Source organism: Brevibacillus centrosporus (assembly GCF_003710815.1).
In the GTDB taxonomy this organism is placed as follows: Bacteria; Bacillota; Bacilli; order Brevibacillales; family Brevibacillaceae; genus Brevibacillus; species Brevibacillus centrosporus.
This window is the reverse complement of sequence record NZ_RHHP01000013.1, coordinates 1-17,346: the sequence shown is the minus strand read 5'-3', so window position 1 is coordinate 17,346 and position 17,346 is coordinate 1. Positions and strand designations below refer to the sequence as shown.

General features: G+C 50.5%; 22 protein-coding genes and 1 pseudogene. 17 read left to right on the top strand and 6 right to left on the bottom strand.

The window, feature by feature from the left end:
* Nucleotides 1–189 precede the first annotated feature (189 nt).
* A complete protein-coding gene (locus EDM55_RS12685; RefSeq protein WP_092268107.1) occupies nt 190–1,815 on the top strand; it encodes a PAS domain-containing sensor histidine kinase in 1,626 nt (541 codons plus the stop codon).
* A gap of 42 nt (nt 1,816–1,857) precedes the next feature.
* Here the strand turns inward: EDM55_RS12685 and EDM55_RS12680 are convergent, their stop codons facing one another.
* Nucleotides 1,858–2,874 carry a YkvI family membrane protein gene (locus tag EDM55_RS12680; protein WP_122960492.1) on the bottom strand — a complete coding sequence of 339 codons (1,017 nt, stop codon included), beginning with the start codon at nt 2,872–2,874 and terminating at the stop codon, nt 1,858–1,860.
* A 159-nt stretch (nt 2,875–3,033) separates the two neighbouring features.
* On the opposite strand from EDM55_RS12680, the gene EDM55_RS12675 reads away from it, so the two are divergent.
* The 3 genes from EDM55_RS12675 (at nt 3,034) to EDM55_RS12665 (ending at nt 5,382) form a co-directional block, all read left to right on the top strand.
* Nucleotides 3,034–3,597 (top strand): NADPH-dependent FMN reductase, encoded by a 564-nt coding sequence (locus EDM55_RS12675; protein WP_122960491.1) that lies wholly within the window; start codon nt 3,034–3,036, stop codon nt 3,595–3,597.
* A 169-nt stretch (nt 3,598–3,766) separates the two neighbouring features.
* On the top strand, nt 3,767–4,195 hold the full coding sequence (gene mntR, locus EDM55_RS12670; protein ID WP_092268110.1) for a transcriptional regulator MntR: 429 nt from the start codon (nt 3,767–3,769) through the stop codon (nt 4,193–4,195).
* 257 nt (nt 4,196–4,452) lie between these two features.
* Entirely contained in the window at nt 4,453–5,382 is a 930-nt protein-coding gene (locus tag EDM55_RS12665) for a patatin-like phospholipase family protein (RefSeq protein WP_092268111.1), read from the top strand.
* A gap of 59 nt (nt 5,383–5,441) precedes the next feature.
* Here EDM55_RS12665 and EDM55_RS12660 read toward each other — a convergent pair whose 3' ends face one another.
* Nucleotides 5,442–5,792: a hypothetical protein gene (locus EDM55_RS12660; RefSeq protein ID WP_122960490.1), complete on the bottom strand. Its 351-nt coding sequence runs from the start codon at nt 5,790–5,792 to the stop codon at nt 5,442–5,444.
* 40 nt (nt 5,793–5,832) lie between these two features.
* On the bottom strand, nt 5,833–6,765 hold the full coding sequence (locus tag EDM55_RS12655; RefSeq protein ID WP_170184310.1) for a DUF1385 domain-containing protein: 933 nt from the start codon (nt 6,763–6,765) through the stop codon (nt 5,833–5,835).
* 174 nt (nt 6,766–6,939) lie between these two features.
* On the opposite strand from EDM55_RS12655, the gene EDM55_RS12650 reads away from it, so the two are divergent.
* The 4 genes from EDM55_RS12650 to efp all read left to right on the top strand — a co-directional run bounded on the left by EDM55_RS12650 (nt 6,940) and on the right by efp (nt 9,712).
* Nucleotides 6,940–7,398: a YqhR family membrane protein gene (locus EDM55_RS12650; RefSeq protein ID WP_092268113.1), complete on the top strand. Its 459-nt coding sequence runs from the start codon at nt 6,940–6,942 to the stop codon at nt 7,396–7,398.
* A gap of 169 nt (nt 7,399–7,567) precedes the next feature.
* Complete coding sequence (gene aroQ, locus EDM55_RS12645) at nt 7,568–8,008, top strand: type II 3-dehydroquinate dehydratase (protein ID WP_092268114.1); 441 nt, start codon at nt 7,568–7,570, stop codon at nt 8,006–8,008.
* Nucleotides 8,009–8,042: 34 nt separating this feature from the next.
* Nucleotides 8,043–9,113, top strand: a complete 1,071-nt coding sequence (locus EDM55_RS12640; RefSeq protein WP_092268115.1) for a M24 family metallopeptidase — start codon at nt 8,043–8,045, stop codon at nt 9,111–9,113.
* A 41-nt stretch (nt 9,114–9,154) separates the two neighbouring features.
* Nucleotides 9,155–9,712: an elongation factor P gene (efp, locus tag EDM55_RS12635; protein WP_092268116.1), complete on the top strand. Its 558-nt coding sequence runs from the start codon at nt 9,155–9,157 to the stop codon at nt 9,710–9,712.
* 55 nt (nt 9,713–9,767) lie between these two features.
* Here the strand turns inward: efp and EDM55_RS12630 are convergent, their stop codons facing one another.
* The 3 genes from EDM55_RS12630 to comA are packed head-to-tail and all read right to left on the bottom strand — an operon-like array spanning nt 9,768 to nt 11,794.
* The gene (locus tag EDM55_RS12630; protein WP_092268117.1) at nt 9,768–10,229 is read right to left on the bottom strand and encodes a DUF441 domain-containing protein; all 462 of its coding nucleotides are present in this window, start codon (nt 10,227–10,229) and stop codon (nt 9,768–9,770) included.
* 36 nt (nt 10,230–10,265) lie between these two features.
* Complete coding sequence (locus EDM55_RS12625; protein ID WP_092268118.1) at nt 10,266–10,982, bottom strand: 2-phosphosulfolactate phosphatase; 717 nt, start codon at nt 10,980–10,982, stop codon at nt 10,266–10,268.
* A complete protein-coding gene (gene comA, locus EDM55_RS12620) occupies nt 10,973–11,794 on the bottom strand; it encodes a phosphosulfolactate synthase (protein ID WP_092268119.1) in 822 nt (273 codons plus the stop codon). Before comA ends, EDM55_RS12625 begins: the two co-directional genes overlap by 10 nt.
* 150 nt (nt 11,795–11,944) lie before the next feature.
* Here comA and EDM55_RS12615 point away from each other — a divergent pair, with 150 nt between their 5' ends.
* The 9 genes and pseudogenes from EDM55_RS12615 to EDM55_RS12575 all read left to right on the top strand — a co-directional run.
* Nucleotides 11,945–12,208 carry a DUF2619 domain-containing protein gene (locus EDM55_RS12615; RefSeq protein WP_092268120.1) on the top strand — a complete coding sequence of 88 codons (264 nt, stop codon included), beginning with the start codon at nt 11,945–11,947 and terminating at the stop codon, nt 12,206–12,208.
* Nucleotides 12,209–12,289: 81 nt separating this feature from the next.
* A complete protein-coding gene (locus EDM55_RS12610) occupies nt 12,290–12,784 on the top strand; it encodes a CD1247 N-terminal domain-containing protein (protein ID WP_092268121.1) in 495 nt (164 codons plus the stop codon).
* Nucleotides 12,785–13,119: 335 nt separating this feature from the next.
* Entirely contained in the window at nt 13,120–14,082 is a 963-nt protein-coding gene (gene spoIIIAA / locus EDM55_RS12605; protein WP_092268122.1) for a stage III sporulation protein AA, read from the top strand.
* Nucleotides 14,070–14,588 carry a stage III sporulation protein SpoIIIAB gene (gene spoIIIAB, locus EDM55_RS12600; protein WP_092268123.1) on the top strand — a complete coding sequence of 173 codons (519 nt, stop codon included), beginning with the start codon at nt 14,070–14,072 and terminating at the stop codon, nt 14,586–14,588. The genes spoIIIAA and spoIIIAB overlap by 13 nt, the downstream gene beginning before the upstream one ends.
* A 16-nt stretch (nt 14,589–14,604) precedes the next feature.
* Entirely contained in the window at nt 14,605–14,808 is a 204-nt protein-coding gene (spoIIIAC, locus tag EDM55_RS12595; RefSeq protein WP_055743465.1) for a stage III sporulation protein AC, read from the top strand.
* A 14-nt stretch (nt 14,809–14,822) separates the two neighbouring features.
* On the top strand, nt 14,823–15,212 hold the full coding sequence (gene spoIIIAD / locus EDM55_RS12590; protein WP_092268124.1) for a stage III sporulation protein AD: 390 nt from the start codon (nt 14,823–14,825) through the stop codon (nt 15,210–15,212).
* 17 nt (nt 15,213–15,229) lie between these two features.
* Nucleotides 15,230–16,414, top strand: coding sequence for a stage III sporulation protein AE (spoIIIAE, locus tag EDM55_RS12585; RefSeq protein ID WP_092268215.1), 1,185 nt, complete (start codon nt 15,230–15,232; stop codon nt 16,412–16,414).
* A gap of 8 nt (nt 16,415–16,422) precedes the next feature.
* Complete coding sequence (spoIIIAF, locus tag EDM55_RS12580; RefSeq protein WP_092268125.1) at nt 16,423–17,085, top strand: stage III sporulation protein AF; 663 nt, start codon at nt 16,423–16,425, stop codon at nt 17,083–17,085.
* A gap of 31 nt (nt 17,086–17,116) precedes the next feature.
* A pseudogene (locus EDM55_RS12575) lies at nt 17,117–17,346 on the top strand (stage III sporulation protein AG); the annotation flags it as partial.

Below are 17,346 nucleotides of genomic sequence, written 5' to 3'. Positions count from 1 at the left end.
TGTCGAACAATGTCGAGTGACAAGGAATGGTCACGAACTTAGAAAAGTCGTATAATTTTTAAGAGTCCTAAAAAAATTCTCCATTATCTGATTTTTGTGAATGAGCGTCACGGATTATACGACATACTTCCTAGCTATCCATCCTCACATAAAACCGAAGTTCGCACACCAAAGATCGTGGAGGTCGTAATGAATCGCATTGGGTATCATCCTTTATTCATTCTTGTTCTATTCCTCGCGGGGTGGTTCCCGTTCACTCTTTATTTGCTCGCGTCGAATAAACAGCTGATCAACACACCGCATCTCAGTGTCATTCCTGTAATTCTAGGCGGGGGAATCATCTGGCTGCTGTATGGGAACTGGCGCACCTTTCATCGGGGCAGGCAGGGAGGAGCCGACCTGGAGCAAACGCGGGAGCTATTGGAAGTCTTGCTGCAGCATCCCACTGATGCGATCGCGATCATGGATGCAGAGGGCAGAATTGAGCGTATCAATCACGCCTACGCGGAGCTGACGGGATACACAGAAGAAATGCTGCTCGGAAAAAAACAGCCGCATCTACATAAAAAACGAAGTGAAGATATTCAAGCGATGTACACCCAGGTTTTGCAGGGCAGTACCGCCAGTGGTTGTGAAACGTGGGTACACCAGAACGGATCGCCGCTCGCGGTTTCTTATACGTTGACCCCCGTTTTCAATCAGAGGGGAGAGGTCGTACGGATAATCGGATGCTCTCGAGATTTGACAGAGCGAAAAAGAATCGAGCAGGAGCTCAAAGCGAGTAAAGCCAATTATCGCCTGATCACAGAAAATATGTCGGATATGATTTTTGTCTATCAGCCAAGTGGCAACGTTCTGTACGCATCTGCTTCCCACACGAAGCAGCTTGGTTACCCCATCCATGAGCTTGTCGCGATGAAGCCGGATGAACTCGCCGGTTTGATTCATCCAGACGATCTGGCTATGGTCGCAAAGGTTTTCACTCGGGATTGGGAAAAGTGCAGCGGGACGACGACTGTGTTTCGGATCCGACATCAGGAAGGGCACTGGATCTCGATCGAATCCAGGTACAACCCCATTCTGGATGAAGCGGGAAGGCTCGACAGTGTCATGATTGTCTCTCGGGATGTCTCCGAGGTCATGCACACGAAAGAACTGCTGCGACAAACGGACAAGCTCTCTGCGATCGGACAGCTGGCCGCAGGTATTGCGCATGAAATTCGAAATCCGCTAACGTCCTTGCGAGGGTTTGTGCAGCTACTGCAAGCCTCGCTCGCTGACCCGCGCTACTGCGAAATTATGCTGGCAGAGCTGGACCGGATCAATTTTATCGTGAGCGAGCTGCTGGTTTTGGCCAAGCCTAAGCAGATGAAATTCCAGGACAAAAAACCGACGCAAATCATCTATGATGTCATCTCCTTGCTCGAAAGCCAGGCAAACATGAACAACGTCATCTTTCACGACCATCTCGAGAGGAGCCTGCCGACTATTTCTTGTGATGAAAATCAATTGAAGCAGGTCTTCATTAATGTCTGCAAGAATGCGATTGAGGCACTTCCAGAGGGGGGAGATATCTACGTGGAAAGCTCGAGACTTGCCGCATCACGTATCCGTATCAGCATCCGTGACACAGGGAAAGGGATCGATCCAATCCGTATACCACGTCTGGGAGAGCCGTTTTATACGACGAAGGAAAATGGAACAGGACTTGGCCTCATGGTCAGCTATCGCATTTTGGAAGAACACGGAGGCAGTTTAACGATCGAGAGTGAGCCGGAAAAAGGAACGACCGTACATATTACGCTGCCTGTATAGGTAGACGAAGACCCCTGGAGTCTATTTGCCCAGGGGATCCGTTTATTTGGGAGCTTGGTGTTTCCAGATGAAGCGAATTAACAGGCTGAGGCCGCAGTAGGTAGTACCCGAGGCAATGAGCGGGACACTCCAGCTTAACGCCATGGGGAGCAGGGCAAAAAGGGCAAGAAAGGACAGCATCACCAGGAGCAGTGGCAGGAGATGAAGATCATGGCGGTCTGTGATAGGCTCGGCGAGCGCGTACAGGATTGCTGCGATGAGGACGCCCCCATGAAAGAGGGAAAACAAGCCGAGCAGCCAGTCACCCTTGGGGATCAGCTGCAGCATGATCAGCTTGAATGGCGATGCAGAAGCATGAACATCGTGCCAGTAAGACAGCAAAATCGCATGTCCGGTGATCAGAAGGAGAAAGAACAGCAAGGAGCCGATGCCAACCCCGAGTCGAATGGATTGGTGGTGCGCGACATGCTTTACCAAAGGAATGGCTACTGCCAGGCAGAGCAAAAAGTGCAGTCCTACGTACAGCAGGGCATGAACGATCCAGTTCAGGTTCATCTGATAACCGAGATTGGGGATCGGAACATGGGGTTGTTCCAGGAAGATCACTCCGAAAAGCAGAAACCCTGTAGCGAGGGAGACAGACATCCCGGTAATCAGCCATGACCAGCCCTTTTGCAGCCAAACAATGGCGACAAGCAAGGGGACTAGGACAAAGAGGAGCGGGGAAGCTCCAGCTGGTGCCTGCATCGCAAACTGTCCCGTAATGACGCCCGCATACGCTAATAAAAACAAATGAGTAAGAACGGAAAGCGTAGGACCAAACGCTTCCCCGAACCAGTGCAAAAATAGCTCGTGCAAGGAACGGATATGGGCACGATAACAAATACTCAAAACAGAATAGCCAAACCATCCGAGGGCAAGACTGGCGAGCACCACCCCGATCGTTCCCCAAGAACCGAAATAAGCAAAGAATCGCAGCCACTCATATCCACCCAGATACGTACCCCCAAGGGCAGCTCCTGCAAAAAGAACGGCGATTTGCCAAGCGCCTTTGTCCATAGGCATCATCCTTATTTCCAGCTTGGTACAAGTGTATGAGGATGCAAGGCTTGTTCAGAACCGAGGATACTAATTAAACTTTAATGTTTGCTATTTATGGTAAATTGCATATAATGGATAAGGACAACAGGTAAATAAGTGAAGACGAGGTGACGTTTCGTGAAAATTGTAGGAATTTCCGGGAGCATGAACGCCGATTCCACTACGAAAAAGGCTGTGAGCATCGTTCTTGATGCAGCAAAAACGGCAGGTGCAAAAGTAGAGCTCATTCATCTGGGTGAGTGGCCAATGCCTATATATGACAATCGCGAGGAATCCTCCACCTATCCAAAGGTGGTTCATGATTTTATCCAGAAAATTACGGAAGCAGACGGGCTGGTCATCGGTTCACCCGAGTATCACGGTACGATGACAGGGGCGCTGAAAAATAGCTTGGACTTTTTGGAAGGTCGCCATTTGCGGGATAAGCAGGTCGCCATTATCGGAGTTGCAGGGGGAAGTATGGGGGCAACCAATACAGTCAACACATTGCAACTCATCATGCGCAATTTGCATGCATGGCCGCTTCCTGCAAGTCCGAGCATCTCCAATGCTTACAATGCATTCACACCGGAAGGTAAGCTAAAGGACGAGCGTCTGCAGGCCCGATTTGAATTGCTGGGCAAACAACTTGTCCAGTACATCCAATCGATGAACCCGCAAACGGAAAAACAGGTCCACTAAGGCAGGTTCCCCTTGCAAATCGTTTTCATTACGCGGTATTATATTTCTACGTGCTTTTTTGTACTATACGGAAACGATAGTATATGAAAAATGATGGCTTGCGCTCTTTGGCGAAAACCCGATTTTTTTTGAAGGACGTCAGAAATACGGTTTGAAATGAGGGGTTCACATGCCGACGCCGAGTATGGAAGACTATTTGGAACGCATTTACAGCTTAATTGAAGAAAAGGGCTATGCTCGTGTCTCCGATATTGCTGAAGCGTTGGAAGTACATCCCTCTTCGGTTACGAAGATGGTACAAAAGCTGGACAAAGACAAATACCTTGTCTACGAAAAGTACCGTGGTCTTGTTTTGACGACAAAAGGGAAAAAGATAGGCAAACGGCTCGTTGATCGTCATAGCCTGCTGGAAGAATTCATGCGGGTGATTGGTGTCGATGAAGATCATATTTATCAGGACGTGGAAGGGATCGAACACCACTTGAGCTGGGAGTCTATCACTTGCTTGGAATATTTGGTTCAATACTTTCAGGCAGATCCCATCCGGATGGAAGAGCTGCGGCGCATTCGTCAGGAAGATGAGCAAAAAGAAGAATAGCATAGGTGGGGAAATGAGAGCGTAGGCAGCGATGTGGCTTACGCTTTTCTTGTGCAGAAAAAAAGTAAAAGATTCCGAGCTTGTATACGTGCTACATAGCGAGACTTCGAACGAAGTGAGAAAGCAAGACTTTCTTGGCGCAGTCAAGCTTTCGTATAGAAATGCTCGGCAATTCCGAGTTTTCTAGTCGTAATGGATAGGCTATCCCCCTATATTTGGTAAAGAGACTAAGAATTCCAGTCACAGGGGGCGAGCAGATGAAAGCGGACGCGGTCTTTGAAGGTGGAGGGGTGAAGGGGATCGCTTTTATCGGAGCCTTGAAGGTCATGGAGGAGCATGGATACACCTGGGAAAAAGTCGCGGGAACATCGGCTGGCTCGATTGTAGCCGCCTTACTGAGCGCTGGCTATACCAGCCTGGAGCTGAAGCCGATTTTTGAAGAAATGGATTATCTATTTTTTCTTCAGCGAAAAGGGCTGGGGCGTCTTCCCGTGATTGGCCCGATCATTGAGCTTGTGTTTCACGAAGGCCTCTTTCGAGCAGATCGCTTGGAGCTGTTTATAGAGGATTTGCTGCGTCGCAAGGGGATACGTACATTCGGGGATCTGCCGCCGGAAAAGCTGCGAATAGTTGCATCAGATGTAACTGCGGGCAAGATGCTGGTTTTGCCGGATGACTTGCCGCGCTACGATATAGACCCAAATGATTTCCCGATTGCAAAAGCAGCGCGGATGTCCTCCTCCATTCCTTTCTTTTTTCAGCCTGCTCATCTGCAAAGCGAGGGACAGAACCATTATATTGTCGATGGGGCTTTACTCAGTAACTATCCGGTTTGGTTATTTGATGTGCCAGGCAAACCGCAGTGGCCGACGATCGGATTTCGTCTGCACGACAATAAGATCGAAACGGAAGCGACACCTATACACGGGCTCTTTTCGTTTACGCGAGGCCTGTTGACGACGATGCTGGACGCGCACGACAGACTCTACGTAGAGAAAGCAAGTGCTGTCCGCACCATATTCATCAACACCCTTGGGATTCGGGCTACTCAGTTTCAAATGCCTCTCGAGCTTCGTCAAAAGCTGTTCACGTCGGGGGAGGAATCGGCGCAGCGCTTTCTGGGGAAATGGGACTTCGAGGAGTACGTCAAGGTTTTTCGGAATACGTCCCCCAAGCATCTGGTGTAAGAAAAGGGGAATAAAAAAAGAGACAGACAGCTGCAACCGGCTGTCTGTCTCTTTTTCGTTTAATGCGAAATGTTGTTGTGTGAGTTTTGGTCGTCCTGTTTTTGCTTGGCCTTTCCTTTTTTGCCATCAATGACACGGAAAGGATGATCTCTCCTGGGGGTGGGAGCTTGCTTTTTGGTCGCTTGTCGCAATCCAGGCGACTTCGGCTTGGTTGGCTTCGGTTTGCGAGGCCCGCTGCTACGCTGGAAAAACGATCCTGTACGCAAGTAGTTGCGCACTACGATGATGAGCAAGGCAGACAACCCCAGAATGATCAACGTATTCACAGGGTCTTCGATGAACGTCAACAGAAAACCGTAAATGGCCAGCAACATCACGATTAAAATCACTGGTGGAATGCGGCGTAACATAGGGCCTCACCTCTGAGAGATTCAAAAATGCCTCACGTTATCAATTCGCTGCCATTCTCTCTTGGACCTGTTGTTGATCAAGCTCACGCATTTTCAGGAAGGAGGCGATGGCCACTTCCACCTGATGGTCTTCCGGTTCACGGGTTGTTACTCTTTGCAGCCACAATCCCGGGTATCCCAAAAAACGCAGGACAGGTGTATCGCGGAGCTTGTTTGTCCATTGCAGCACCTCATAAGAGACGCCCATTACGACTGGCAGGAGAACGATGCGCTGTATGACTCGTTCCGTCAGGGAGTCATAAGGGAACAGGGAGTAAATCACTACGCCAACGAACACCGTGAATATGAGAAAACTGCTACCGCAACGATAATGCAAGGTGGAAAATTTTTGTACATTGGCTACTGTTAATTCTACCCCGGACTCGAATGCGTTAATCACCTTGTGTTCTGCCCCATGATATTGGAACAGCCTTTTGATGATCGGTGCTTTCGCAATCGCGGTGATGTAGCCGAGAAGCAGAATAATTTTGAAGCCGCCCTCTGCAAGGGTCTGCGGGACACCATCCGGGACCCATTTTCCCAGAAGGAACTCGGCTAGGAATACAGGGACGAGCGTAAAGACAAATTTCCCAAACAAGAAAGACAGGACACCTACGAGGGTTACGCCGAGAATCATCGTCAAGCGGGAAGGACTCTCTGTCACTTCTTCGCCGGACTCTGAGTTGTAGCGTTCAGAGGCAAAGTTCAGATGTCTGGCCCCGTTTGCAGCGGATTCGATCAATCCAACAACCCCACGCAAGAACGGAATCTTTTTCAAGGGAGTAATCCATTTATATTCCGTACGGGGTGCTTCAAAATACTCAATTTCTTGATTTTTTTTCCGAATAGCTGTGACGGTCATGGATTTGCCACCGAACATGACACCTTCAATGACGGCCTGACCACCGTAGCTGGGTACGATTTGCTGCGCCAACTTGAATCACCATCCTTATTCCCTATATTAACGGAAATAGAGTCTTGAAGCTACATACAGTTCATGGCCTAACAAGCAAATGTCAACAATTAGTGAAAAACAGCAGCAACGCACATACTAGTGGCGAGGTGATGGAGAGTGGATGCAACGAAAACTCGGAGAAGTTTTAGAGGTTTGCGGGGAAGACAGAGTGAACAACATCGACAAGAGCAGCGAACGGAACAGAGCGCATCGAAAAAAATATTGGAGGTCGCCCTCTGGGGGACAATCTTCTGGGGAATCATCCGTTTGACTGCCCATTTTTTAAATCTGACCCCCTATGGTTTAGGATCGTTCGCGCGTCCGATCCTCGCTGGAATCGATGAGAAGTCCCTTGCTGCTCTCGGTCTGGGAGTTATCTTTCTGTTTGTAGAGTCGCTGATCGTCTCCGCTATTTTTTCCACGCTGTTTGGCAAGCTGAGAGTGTGGTGGAGCGGATTGGTACTGGGGGCTGTTATGCTCTTGGTAGCAGGATTTTTCTTTCGGATCGGGAATTGGGAGATGTCCACGTTAAGTACAGAAGCTGCTTGGTATTTGTCTTACGGGTTGTTTATCGGGATGACCTTGACCCTTGAGGCATCCGATGAGGAATAGCAGCTTTCCTACTGATGGGTGGAAACGCCCATTTCTGTCCGTTAGCGTGCGAATCTTGCCATCTTTCTTAAAACAGCGGATCGACAGTTGAACTCTGCAAGGCTTGTGGTAAAATGTTTCATTAGTAAAAAAACTTTTTGTGAGAAATTCTACCTGGGAGGGATGAACGATGGCTTCCGTTCTGGTGCTGAATGGGCCGAATCTCAATTTATTGGGATTGCGGGAACCGGGAGTATACGGCAGTGAAACGCTAGAGGACGTGGTCACAAACCTGCGCAAGGTGATGCAAGAGCTGGGTGGCGAACTGGAGCACATTCAGTCCAATCACGAAGGCGTGCTGATCGACGCCATTCATCGCGCAAAAGGCGTGCATGATGGGATCCTAATCAATCCAGGTGCATTTACACACTACAGCTACGCGATCCGCGATGCTTTTGCGAGTGTGGCTCTGCCAACCATTGAAGTACATATCTCCAATGTTCATGCGAGAGAAGAATTCCGCCATCAATCCGTGATCGCCCCTGTTGTCGTTGGGCAGGTAGTCGGCTTGGGAACAGACGGATACGAGTGGGCATTGCGTGCCTTGGTTCGTAAAATCGAGAAAAAATAGACCAATGGGTTGTTCATAGAAAGGGGAGGTTGTCATGCAACAACGTCTGGACAAATTGCGCGAGGCTTTGGCAAATGTGGGGGCAGATGCTCTGATCACAGAAAAAGCGGAAAACCGATTTTATTTTAGTGGATTCACCGGTTCTACGGGGTGGGTCGTCGTAACCGAAAAGGAAGCGTTTCTCGTAACGGATTTCCGCTATGTGGAGCAGGCTGGGGAACAAGCTCCTCACTTCACGGTTGTGAACAACGAACGCAAAGCAGTAGAAGCGATCGCAAAGCTTCTGAAAGAAAAAGGAGTAAAGCGTTTGGCATTTGAAAGCTCTGTTTCTTTCCATACTCATCAAGAGTGGAGCAAAGCTTTTGATGGCGTGGAGCTGGTAGCGACAAACGGCCTGTTGGAAAAGATCCGCATGTTCAAGGATGAGTCCGAAATGGTCATCATTCGAGAAGCGGTGCGTATTGCCGAAGCAGGTTTTGCGCATATTCAAAGCTATATCCGACCGGGAGTGCGCGAAGAAGACGTAGCGCTGGAACTGGAATTTTTCATGCGTAAACAAGGCGCGTCTGGTTCTGCATTCGACATGATCGTGGCTTCTGGTCCTCGCGGCGCGCTGCCACATGGTCGTGCAAGTGAAAAAATCATTCAAGCCGGTGAAATGGTTACCCTTGACTTTGGCGCGGCTTATAAAGGCTACAATTCCGATATTACCCGTACCTTGTCCGTAGGTGAACCAAGTGCCAAAATGAAAGAAATCTACGACATCGTTCTGCGTGCCCAGCTCGCCGGTGTGGAGGCGTTGAAGCCGGGTGTGACAGGGAAAGAAGCGGACGCTGCAACTCGCGACATTATCGCGGCAGCGGGTTATGGTGACTGCTACGGCCACAGTGCAGGACATGGTTTGGGTATTGAGGTGCATGAGCTGCCAAGCCTCTCCACTGTCAGCACCTTTGTATTGGAGCCAGGCATGCTGGTTACGATGGAGCCAGGAATTTACGTTAGTGGCGTAGGTGGCGTTCGGATCGAGGATGACGTGCTGATCACAGCTGACGGACACGAGGTTCTGAACAAGTCTACGAAAGAGTTGATCATTTTGCCGGTGTAATTTATACTTATTCTGTTATCGATTGATTTGGGAGGACTACCATGATCTCTGTGAACGATTTTCGGACAGGTTTGACGATCGAAGTAGACGGCAACATTTACACGGTTCTTGAATTCCAACACGTAAAACCGGGTAAAGGTGCGGCATTCGTTCGTTCCAAACTGCGCAATCTGCGTAACGGCAATACGACTGAAATGACCTTCCGCGGCGGAGAAAAAGTAAACCCTGCGCGGATTGAATCCAGCACAATGCAATATCTGTATGCAAGCGGCGATGACTACACTTTCATGAATACGGAAACGTATGAGCAAATGACGTTCACTCGCAGCCAAATCGAGCGCGAACTTCGTTTCCTCAAAGAAAACATGAACGTGCAAATCATGCAGTACAACGGTGAAACCATCGGAATTCAGCTGCCAAACACTGTTGAACTCGTGGTTACCGAGTGTGAGCCAGGCGTAAAAGGCGACACTGCTTCCAACGTAACGAAAAAAGCTACCCTGGAAACAGGATTCGTTGTCAACGTACCTCTCTTCGTAGAAGAAGGCGAGCGTCTGATCATCGATACGCGTACCGAAGCATACGTTTCTCGCGCATAAAAAGGGAAAGACGAAAGAAAGGCAGTACCCACTCGAAGGGTACTGCCTTTTTGTATTATCGTCCCCCGAGCCATTCCCACAGCTTCAGCACGAAAGCCGTTATGCCCGCAGCCATGAGAGGGCCGACCGGAATGCCCCGCAGAAAGACGATACCAATAATCGAGCCAATGACCAAGCCGACGATCATATGGGGCTCGGTCCGAAGCAGATCGAGTCCTTTGCCGTTCATCCAGGTGGCAAGTGCTCCGCCCGCCAGTGCAGTCAAGCCGACGACGGTAGTGAATAAGGGGAGCACATCTTTCCACGATATTTTTTCACTGGCAAAGGGAACGAGGACGGAGATCGTCAGGAAAAGCAACCCCAGCTCCAGCCCGCGTCTTTCTACGGAAGGAAAAAAACGTTCCAGCGCCGTGAGCTTCAGAACCAAAAGGATGCTCGCGGCAGTAGCGATGATCGGTGAACGGCCTATTAACCCTATCACGATTAGGATGACGAGCATCACTTCTCCAGACATCATTGGCATCAAAACCCCTGTTCCTGTTCTCCTTTCACTTTATGAGACAAGGTGTGGGAGTATGCGTTTCTCCTTGATGTAGGGAACGAGTCGGTACTGATCCACTTTTGCACAGTAGGATACATCGTCCGCAAAATGATGCTGCATCAGGCGTTTTCCCGTAGTGGTTTGCGGCAAAAGCTCACTGATTCTGTCCGCAAAATACAAGTAGCTTGCCTTGAGAGCCTCTCCGAGATCGCAGACTTGAAAATGAGGTGCCATTTTTTGTGCCTGCGCGATCATGAGTCCCGCTGCCAATCCATCCTCGAGGGCGAACTCGGAGCGCGTACCTGCACAGTACAGTGTGACGTCCAGATGAAAGCTCAGAGCGTGAGACATACAGGCAGTAGCATTGAGGAAGCAGCCAATCAGAAGGGCAGCGGCTCGTTCTGCCTTTTGGATGGCACGTGTTCCGTTTGTAGTGGTCAGGATCAGCTGTTTGTCAGTTAATGTTCGAGCAGCGATTTCAGTGGGCGAGTTGTTGCAATCAAAATCCGGGATTTTGCGGCAGTGACGCTCGCCAGCCAGCAGGCAGCCCGCTGTGCGCAAAGCGTTGGCCTGACCGATTGTCTCTACGGGAATGACGGAAACACAGCCGTTGCCAAGAGCCGTTACAATGGTACTGGAGGCGCGCAGAACGTCGATCACGATGACCACATGGTTGCTAATCTGGTCGAACCGTATTTCCTCTACGGATGGAACAACTTCTATTCGCACGCGGCAGGCCTCCCTGCCTCCATGATGGCAGCAGTGTCTCCCCGTAAGCCTCGACGAAGTGTCTCCACTGACAAGACATCCTGATAGTGGATATTCCCTAAATTTACCTTTGTGCCGAGTGTACAGATCAACAGCACCTGCTGTTCTTTTTGGGGAGCCTCCCAGATGAGACGGCTCGCCCGTTCACCTGCAGCTCTGACGACATCTCGTATAAAGGTGTCATCTGCACTGCCGTTTTTGTCAAAGATGCCTACCGTGCCGCTTTCTCTCGCTTCCACGATCACATGACTGGCCCCAGCTTCTAGGTCTGCCTGCAGCGTCTTTAAAAGCTCTTCACGCTCCGCTCGATAATCCGAAGCCTTTTTCCCTACCTCGGAATAAACGAACAGTCCAGCTTCACATCCTGCCGTGATAGCAGCTCTACGCTTTTCTGCGCTCAGCGGAAAGGTACCGTCTGAAATCTCCACAGCGTTAAAGCCAGCCGATTTGATCGCCTTCATGTAAGCGGAGACGGGGGATTGTCTCAGGGCGATCTCAAAGAAAGTGCCGCCTGGCATAATGTGCAGCCCGTACTGGACTGCTAGATGCACTTTTTGCCTCAGCAGCTCATCAGGATACAGAGCCGCTGTGCCAAAGCCTAACTTGTATATATCCATATAAGGAGAGGCCATTTCCAGCAGATCTCGATAGGCGGTAAGTCCGACGCCCTTGTCAATGACCATCGTCAATCCCTCTGCCCGTGGCTTTTCTCGCCTGGAACCGGAGGGATTTGCCCAATGAACGGGCAAAAAAGGGTGGTCGCAGTCTAGCATAGGCTGTTTCCTCATTTCTTCTAGGCGTATGGTTCAGTGTATGCCTCTTGCTGAGCAGGAGTGAAGGCTTGCGTCTCTAGGCGATTGCCCAGAGGAGTGCTGAGCGAACTAGGTACAAGCATAGAGTGGAAGAAAGGGAGGACGAGCGAAATGTGGGAAAAAGCGATTATCGGCATGGCAGCGCTGCGCATACTGTCTGGGAGCTTGGAAATCCTGGCTGCTCTGTTGATCCTGAAAGTAAACGAAGTGGAAAAAGCTCTTTTAATTAATTCCGGGCTGGCGATTGTGGGACCCATTATCTTGATTACGACGACCACTATCGGTCTTCTGGGGATGTCGGATCGTATCAGCTTTTCCAAGCTGGCTTGGATCTTGGTCGGCATTTCGTGCATTTTGATAGGGGTGCGCAAATAAATCCCCAATTCCTTCCACTGGTAACCATCTACTCCTCTGGGAATGATAGAGGAAGGAATGGACAAGAGGAGGGGAATGATCATGCTCGAAACGTTGACAGGGCGAATTTCATACTTGCGCGGTCTGGCAGATGGACTGGATGTGAGTGAAAAGAGTGCAGAAGGCAAGCTGCTGGTAGAAATCGTGGGTATTCTGGATGAGATGCAAAATGAATTTCGCGAGCTGCATATGAGGATCGAGGAAACAGAGGATTACATGGAAGCGATCGATGAAGATTTGGAGGATGTAGAGCTGATCCTGTTTGACAACGAGGAGGAGCTCTATGAGACTGTCACCGATTGCGAGGACGAGGATGACGAATACGTTACCTACTACGATCTGGATGATGATGAGGATGCCCGCGTGTACGAATCCGTGGACGACGAAGATCATTTGGAAACCACGTATGAATTTGCTTGCCCGTCTTGTCAGGAGATGATTTTCTTGCATGAGGGTATAGATGAAGACGGTTACTATCATTTCGTCATCGAGCCGTATCATACGGGATCGGATATCGAAGCTATCAATCCCACCTAAAAGCTTCTGAAAACGAGGCTTGTGCAGCCCGTCCTGTGCGTATCGTGCAGGGCGATTTTTTTGTGCAGATAAGATGGGAAAAGATTCTGATCCAGCAGCAGGGCAGCGTGACGCAAGTTGAACCTGCACGGGGGCAAATGGGATCACAGAAGGCTTCCTCCGTCGAGTTTTTGAGTGGAGGAAAAGTAGAATTCTGCGAGAGTACAGGATGCAAGTTGAGGAGGACTCGTAGAGTTTTGTTAGCATAAATCTCGTCCAGCCATGCATAGGATGGAGGTAAGTCAATGTGGACAAAGGCTGGATGAATATCTGGCCACAAAAGGAGGGTTACTGCTGTGAGAGAGATACTGGCGATCTTGCCCGCTTCCGTACGAAGCATTTTGACCGCCCTCCCCTCCGCGGTCAGAGAGCATCTGGAGGAAATACGGCTTCGGCAAAATCAGCCACTAGAAATCCGTTACGGCCAACAATCCAGCTATGTGACACCTAGCGGCCAGCTTACAGCGATTGCCAAGCAAGGGTGGCTGTTTACCGAGGAAAACGCAGTGAAACTGCTAAATCAGGTAAGCCAGCATTCCCTGTACGCGCTGGAGGAAGAGCTGAAGCGCGGGTACATCACTGTCGTTGGTGGTCACCGGATCGGTATTGCGGGCAAGGTGGTGCTGGACAGAGGTGAAGTAAAGGGGATTCGGGATGTAACGAGCTTCAACATCCGGATCGCCCGCGAGAAAAAAGGAGCAGCGACGAAGGTCATGCCGTACTTGTTCGACGGGGGGAAACTGCAAAATACGTTACTCATCTCCCCGCCGCAATGCGGGAAAACGACGCTGCTGCGTGACATGGCCCGTTCCATCAGCTACGGGAGTGAATGGGCGTCGAGTCGCAAGGTAGGGATCGTGGACGAGCGTTCGGAGCTGGCAGGCTGCCTCCAAGGAGTGCCCCAGCGAGATGTAGGCCCACGTACCGATGTGCTTGATGCTTGTCCCAAAGCTGCCGGCATGATGATGCTCATTCGCTCGATGTCCCCGGATGTTCTGATCGTAGACGAAGTAGGCAGACCGGAAGACGGAGAGGCTGTCTGGGAAGCGATTCACGCGGGTGTCGCCGTCATTTGCTCGGCACATGGGGCTGATGTTTCTGAGGTGTCACAAAGACCGATGCTTGGCAAGCTGATTCAGTATGGCGCCTTCTCTCGCTACATCGTGCTGAGTCGCGCGCAAGGAGTCGGAACGATCCAAGCTATTTACGACCAGCAATTAAAACTAGTGGAAAAGGAGAGGGTGGCATGGTCAAGCTGATTGGAGCAGTGCTGATCCTGTTTTCCGCTTCCATGGTCGGCTGGCAAATTGGACGTTATTACGCGTACCGCCCGATCCAACTTCGCGCCCTGCTCGTCGCCCTGCAAATGCTGGAGACGGAAATCGTCTACGGCTTGACCCCTCTCCACCGCGCGTTTGTAAAGGTGGGCAATCGCGTAAACGAGGAAGTCGGCAAAATGTTTGTCTTCGCTGCAGAGCTCTTAGTGACAGAAAAGGCACACTCCGCTGAAGATTCTCTACGGCAAGCGATGAGCCGTCATTGGTCGCAGACAGCGCTGCGTAAGCAAGAAGGCGATGTGCTGGCAAGCCTTTCGCAAGTACTCGGTTCCTCCGACCGGGAAGACCAGCAAAAACATCTGCGTCTCGCTGTCACCCATTTACGGGGCTTGGAGGAAGAAGCGCGGGTCGAGCAAGCGAAATACGAAAAGATGTACAAGAGTCTCGGGTTTTTGGGTGGACTGCTGGTCGTCATCCTGATGTTCTAAAGGCGAGGTGTTCACAGTGGGTTTTGATTTGACACCTGTTTTCCAGATCGGTGCAGTAGGATTTATCACAGCGATCCTGCATGCCATACTCAAGCAGGCAGGGAAGGAAGAAATCGCGCATTGGGCTACGCTGGTCGGGTTTGTCATCGTCCTGTACATGGTATCCCACTACATTGGCGATCTGTTTACCGAGGTGAAACGTGTCTTCCTTTTTAACTGAGGAGGCAAGGGCAGATGGAAATCGTACAAATCGTCGGACTTGGGCTGGTGGCTACCATTCTCGCGCTGGTCATCAAGGAACAGAAGCCGATGTTCGCCTTTTTGCTGGCGATCGCGAGTGGCGTCATCATCTTTTTCTTTCTCGTAGGAAAAATCGCCGAAGTAATCCGGATCCTCGAACGGTTGGCCGTCCAGGCTGATCTGAACCTCGTATTTCTGGAAACGATCCTCAAAATTATTGGAATTGCGTACATTGCTGAATTCGGTGCACAGATGACGAGAGATGCGGGACAAGGGGCAATCGCTTCCAAGATCGAGCTGGCTGGCAAGGTTCTTATCCTGGTCATGGCGGTACCGATTATCCAGATCATTATCGAAACAGTCATCGACTTGCTGCCTGCATGAGGGGAGGGATGAAGTCCGTGGTGCGTACAGGCAAAATAATCGTACTCTTCCTGCTATTCCTGTTTGTACCGTTTGAAGGTGCGTCTGCCGAGGGGACAACCACCTCCGGACCGATTAATCAAATGGTTCAAGAGCAGGTCGACCATTTGCAGCTGGAGCGGGTAGAGCAGTATTGGCAGCAGCTGCAGCGCGAGTACAAAGGCTACCTGCCTGACCTTCAATCACCGGGCTTTATTCAACTGCTCATGCAGCAGGGCGAGCTGAGTATCTCAGGAGTTCTTAAAGGAATGGGCAAATTTGTCTTTCACGAAATTTTGATGAACGGCAAGCTGCTCAGCTCCATTATTATCATTACCGTGTTCGCGATGATCCTGGAGACCATGCAAAATGCTTTTGAGCGAAACGCTGTTTCCACAGTAGCTTACTCGATTGCGTACCTCGTTTTGATGGTACTTGCCATCAACAGCTTTCACGTCGCCATTTCTTACGCCAAGGATGCAATTACCGACATGTCCGACTTCATGCTCGCGATGATTCCACTGGTAATCGCGCTCTTGGCGTCCGTGGGGAACCTGGCAACGGCGACGATGTTTCATCCGCTCATTATCTTCATGATCAACATCAGCGGCATGATGATTTCCTACGTCGTGTTTCCCTTGCTCTTCCTTTCTGCGATGCTGTCGATCGTCAGTCTCTTTTCCGAGCGGTATAAAGTGACACAGCTTGCAACGCTGCTGCGCAACATCGCGATGGGGGTACTCGGGTCGTTTCTCACTATCTTTTTGGCGGTGATCTCGATCCAGGGAGCGACCTCAGCTGTAACCGACGGCGTTACCTTGCGAACAGCCAAATACATCACCGGAAATTTCATTCCCATCGTCGGCAGGGTGTTCTCCGATGCAGCAGATACCGTGCTCAATGCTTCGCTGCTGGTCAAGAACGCAGTCGGATTGGCAGGTGTGGTGATCCTGATCATGCTGTGTGCGTTCCCAGCCCTGAAGATTTTGGTGCTGGCACTGATCTACAATCTGTCATCCGCGGTATTGCAGCCTTTAGGAAATAGCCCGATCATTAGCGCACTGGGAACGATCGGCAAAAGTCTGTTGTTCGTTTTCGCCGCGTTGGCAACGGTGGGACTGATGTTTTTTCTGGCGATTACCATCATTATTGCAGCGGGCAACATCTCCATGATGGTTCGGTAGGTGATCAAATGGACTGGTTAACGCTCTGGCTAAAAAAAATCATCTTGCTCGTGCTCTTGGCAGCCTTTCTCGATCTGATCTTGCCCAATACGACTTTGCAGCGATACGTCAAGATGGTGATGGGGCTTATTCTGCTGCTGACGATCATCTCACCCGTTTTCTCCTTGTTTAGCCTGTCGCAGGATGACCTGGCGCTGCGGCTTGACCGATACCAGCAGGAGTTGAACAAGCCCGCTGCAGTGGAATGGAAGCGCGTCACTGACAAGCTGCTGGGTCAGCAGGACGCACAGGTGACAGCATACGTCCAATCGCAAGTGGAGGCGGCCGTGATAGCAAAGGTCAAAGACGAGTACGGCATGGAGGTCCAGCATGTGGAAATCCAGGTGAACTATCAAAATCCCCAGCAGCCCGCTTTGGAAAAAATCGAGCTGAGCGTGGGGGATAGCGAGCAGAAAGGAAAGTCTTCGATCACGCCAATCAAGCCGGTTCAACCAGTTTCGATTCAGCTGAACGGGCAAACCGTGACGGATACGCGAAAAGACATCGAAGCGGCTTCGCAAAAGCAAGATCCTACGTATGCGAAGATCGCTGAAGATATAGCAAAACAATGGGGCCTGACGAGCGATCAAGTGGTCGTTACGGACGAGTCTCACCAAGGAGAAAAACAGTAACGGATGTGGCTTAAAAAGCGAGGTGAGTAAGATGCTGGAAAAGCTGAAGAAGCTATGGGAAGGAAACAGTGGGAGCAAAAAGCTGAAGCCCCTTCACTATCTGATCGTCGTACTGGGGATTGGGATCGCCGCTATGATATTGACCGACTTTCTGCGCGTGGAGAAAGATGCGCCGCTTGGATTTATCGGCGGCACGGAGACGGATGCGACTTCGGGAGCGAGCAGTGCAGGATGGTTTGGTGGCGGTGGTGGCGGTGGTGG

Excerpts from the sequence above, each read along its gene's own strand:
- EDM55_RS12685 (WP_092268107.1), top strand. The coding sequence starts at position 190 with ATGAATCGCATTGGGTATCATCCTTTATTCATTCTTGTTCTATTCCTC.
- EDM55_RS12680 (WP_122960492.1), bottom strand. The coding sequence starts at position 2,874 with ATGGACAAAGGCGCTTGGCAAATCGCCGTTCTTTTTGCAGGAGCTGCC.
- mntR (WP_092268110.1), top strand. The coding sequence starts at position 3,767 with ATGCCGACGCCGAGTATGGAAGACTATTTGGAACGCATTTACAGCTTA.
- EDM55_RS12665 (WP_092268111.1), top strand. The coding sequence starts at position 4,453 with ATGAAAGCGGACGCGGTCTTTGAAGGTGGAGGGGTGAAGGGGATCGCT.
- EDM55_RS12660 (WP_122960490.1), bottom strand. The coding sequence starts at position 5,792 with ATGTTACGCCGCATTCCACCAGTGATTTTAATCGTGATGTTGCTGGCC.
- aroQ (WP_092268114.1), top strand. The coding sequence starts at position 7,568 with ATGGCTTCCGTTCTGGTGCTGAATGGGCCGAATCTCAATTTATTGGGA.
- EDM55_RS12640 (WP_092268115.1), top strand. The coding sequence starts at position 8,043 with ATGCAACAACGTCTGGACAAATTGCGCGAGGCTTTGGCAAATGTGGGG.
- efp (WP_092268116.1), top strand. The coding sequence starts at position 9,155 with ATGATCTCTGTGAACGATTTTCGGACAGGTTTGACGATCGAAGTAGAC.
- EDM55_RS12630 (WP_092268117.1), bottom strand. The coding sequence starts at position 10,229 with ATGATGTCTGGAGAAGTGATGCTCGTCATCCTAATCGTGATAGGGTTA.
- comA (WP_092268119.1), bottom strand. The coding sequence starts at position 11,794 with ATGCTAGACTGCGACCACCCTTTTTTGCCCGTTCATTGGGCAAATCCC.
- EDM55_RS12615 (WP_092268120.1), top strand. The coding sequence starts at position 11,945 with ATGTGGGAAAAAGCGATTATCGGCATGGCAGCGCTGCGCATACTGTCT.
- EDM55_RS12610 (WP_092268121.1), top strand. The coding sequence starts at position 12,290 with ATGCTCGAAACGTTGACAGGGCGAATTTCATACTTGCGCGGTCTGGCA.
- spoIIIAB (WP_092268123.1), top strand. The coding sequence starts at position 14,070 with ATGGTCAAGCTGATTGGAGCAGTGCTGATCCTGTTTTCCGCTTCCATG.
- spoIIIAD (WP_092268124.1), top strand. The coding sequence starts at position 14,823 with ATGGAAATCGTACAAATCGTCGGACTTGGGCTGGTGGCTACCATTCTC.
- spoIIIAF (WP_092268125.1), top strand. The coding sequence starts at position 16,423 with ATGGACTGGTTAACGCTCTGGCTAAAAAAAATCATCTTGCTCGTGCTC.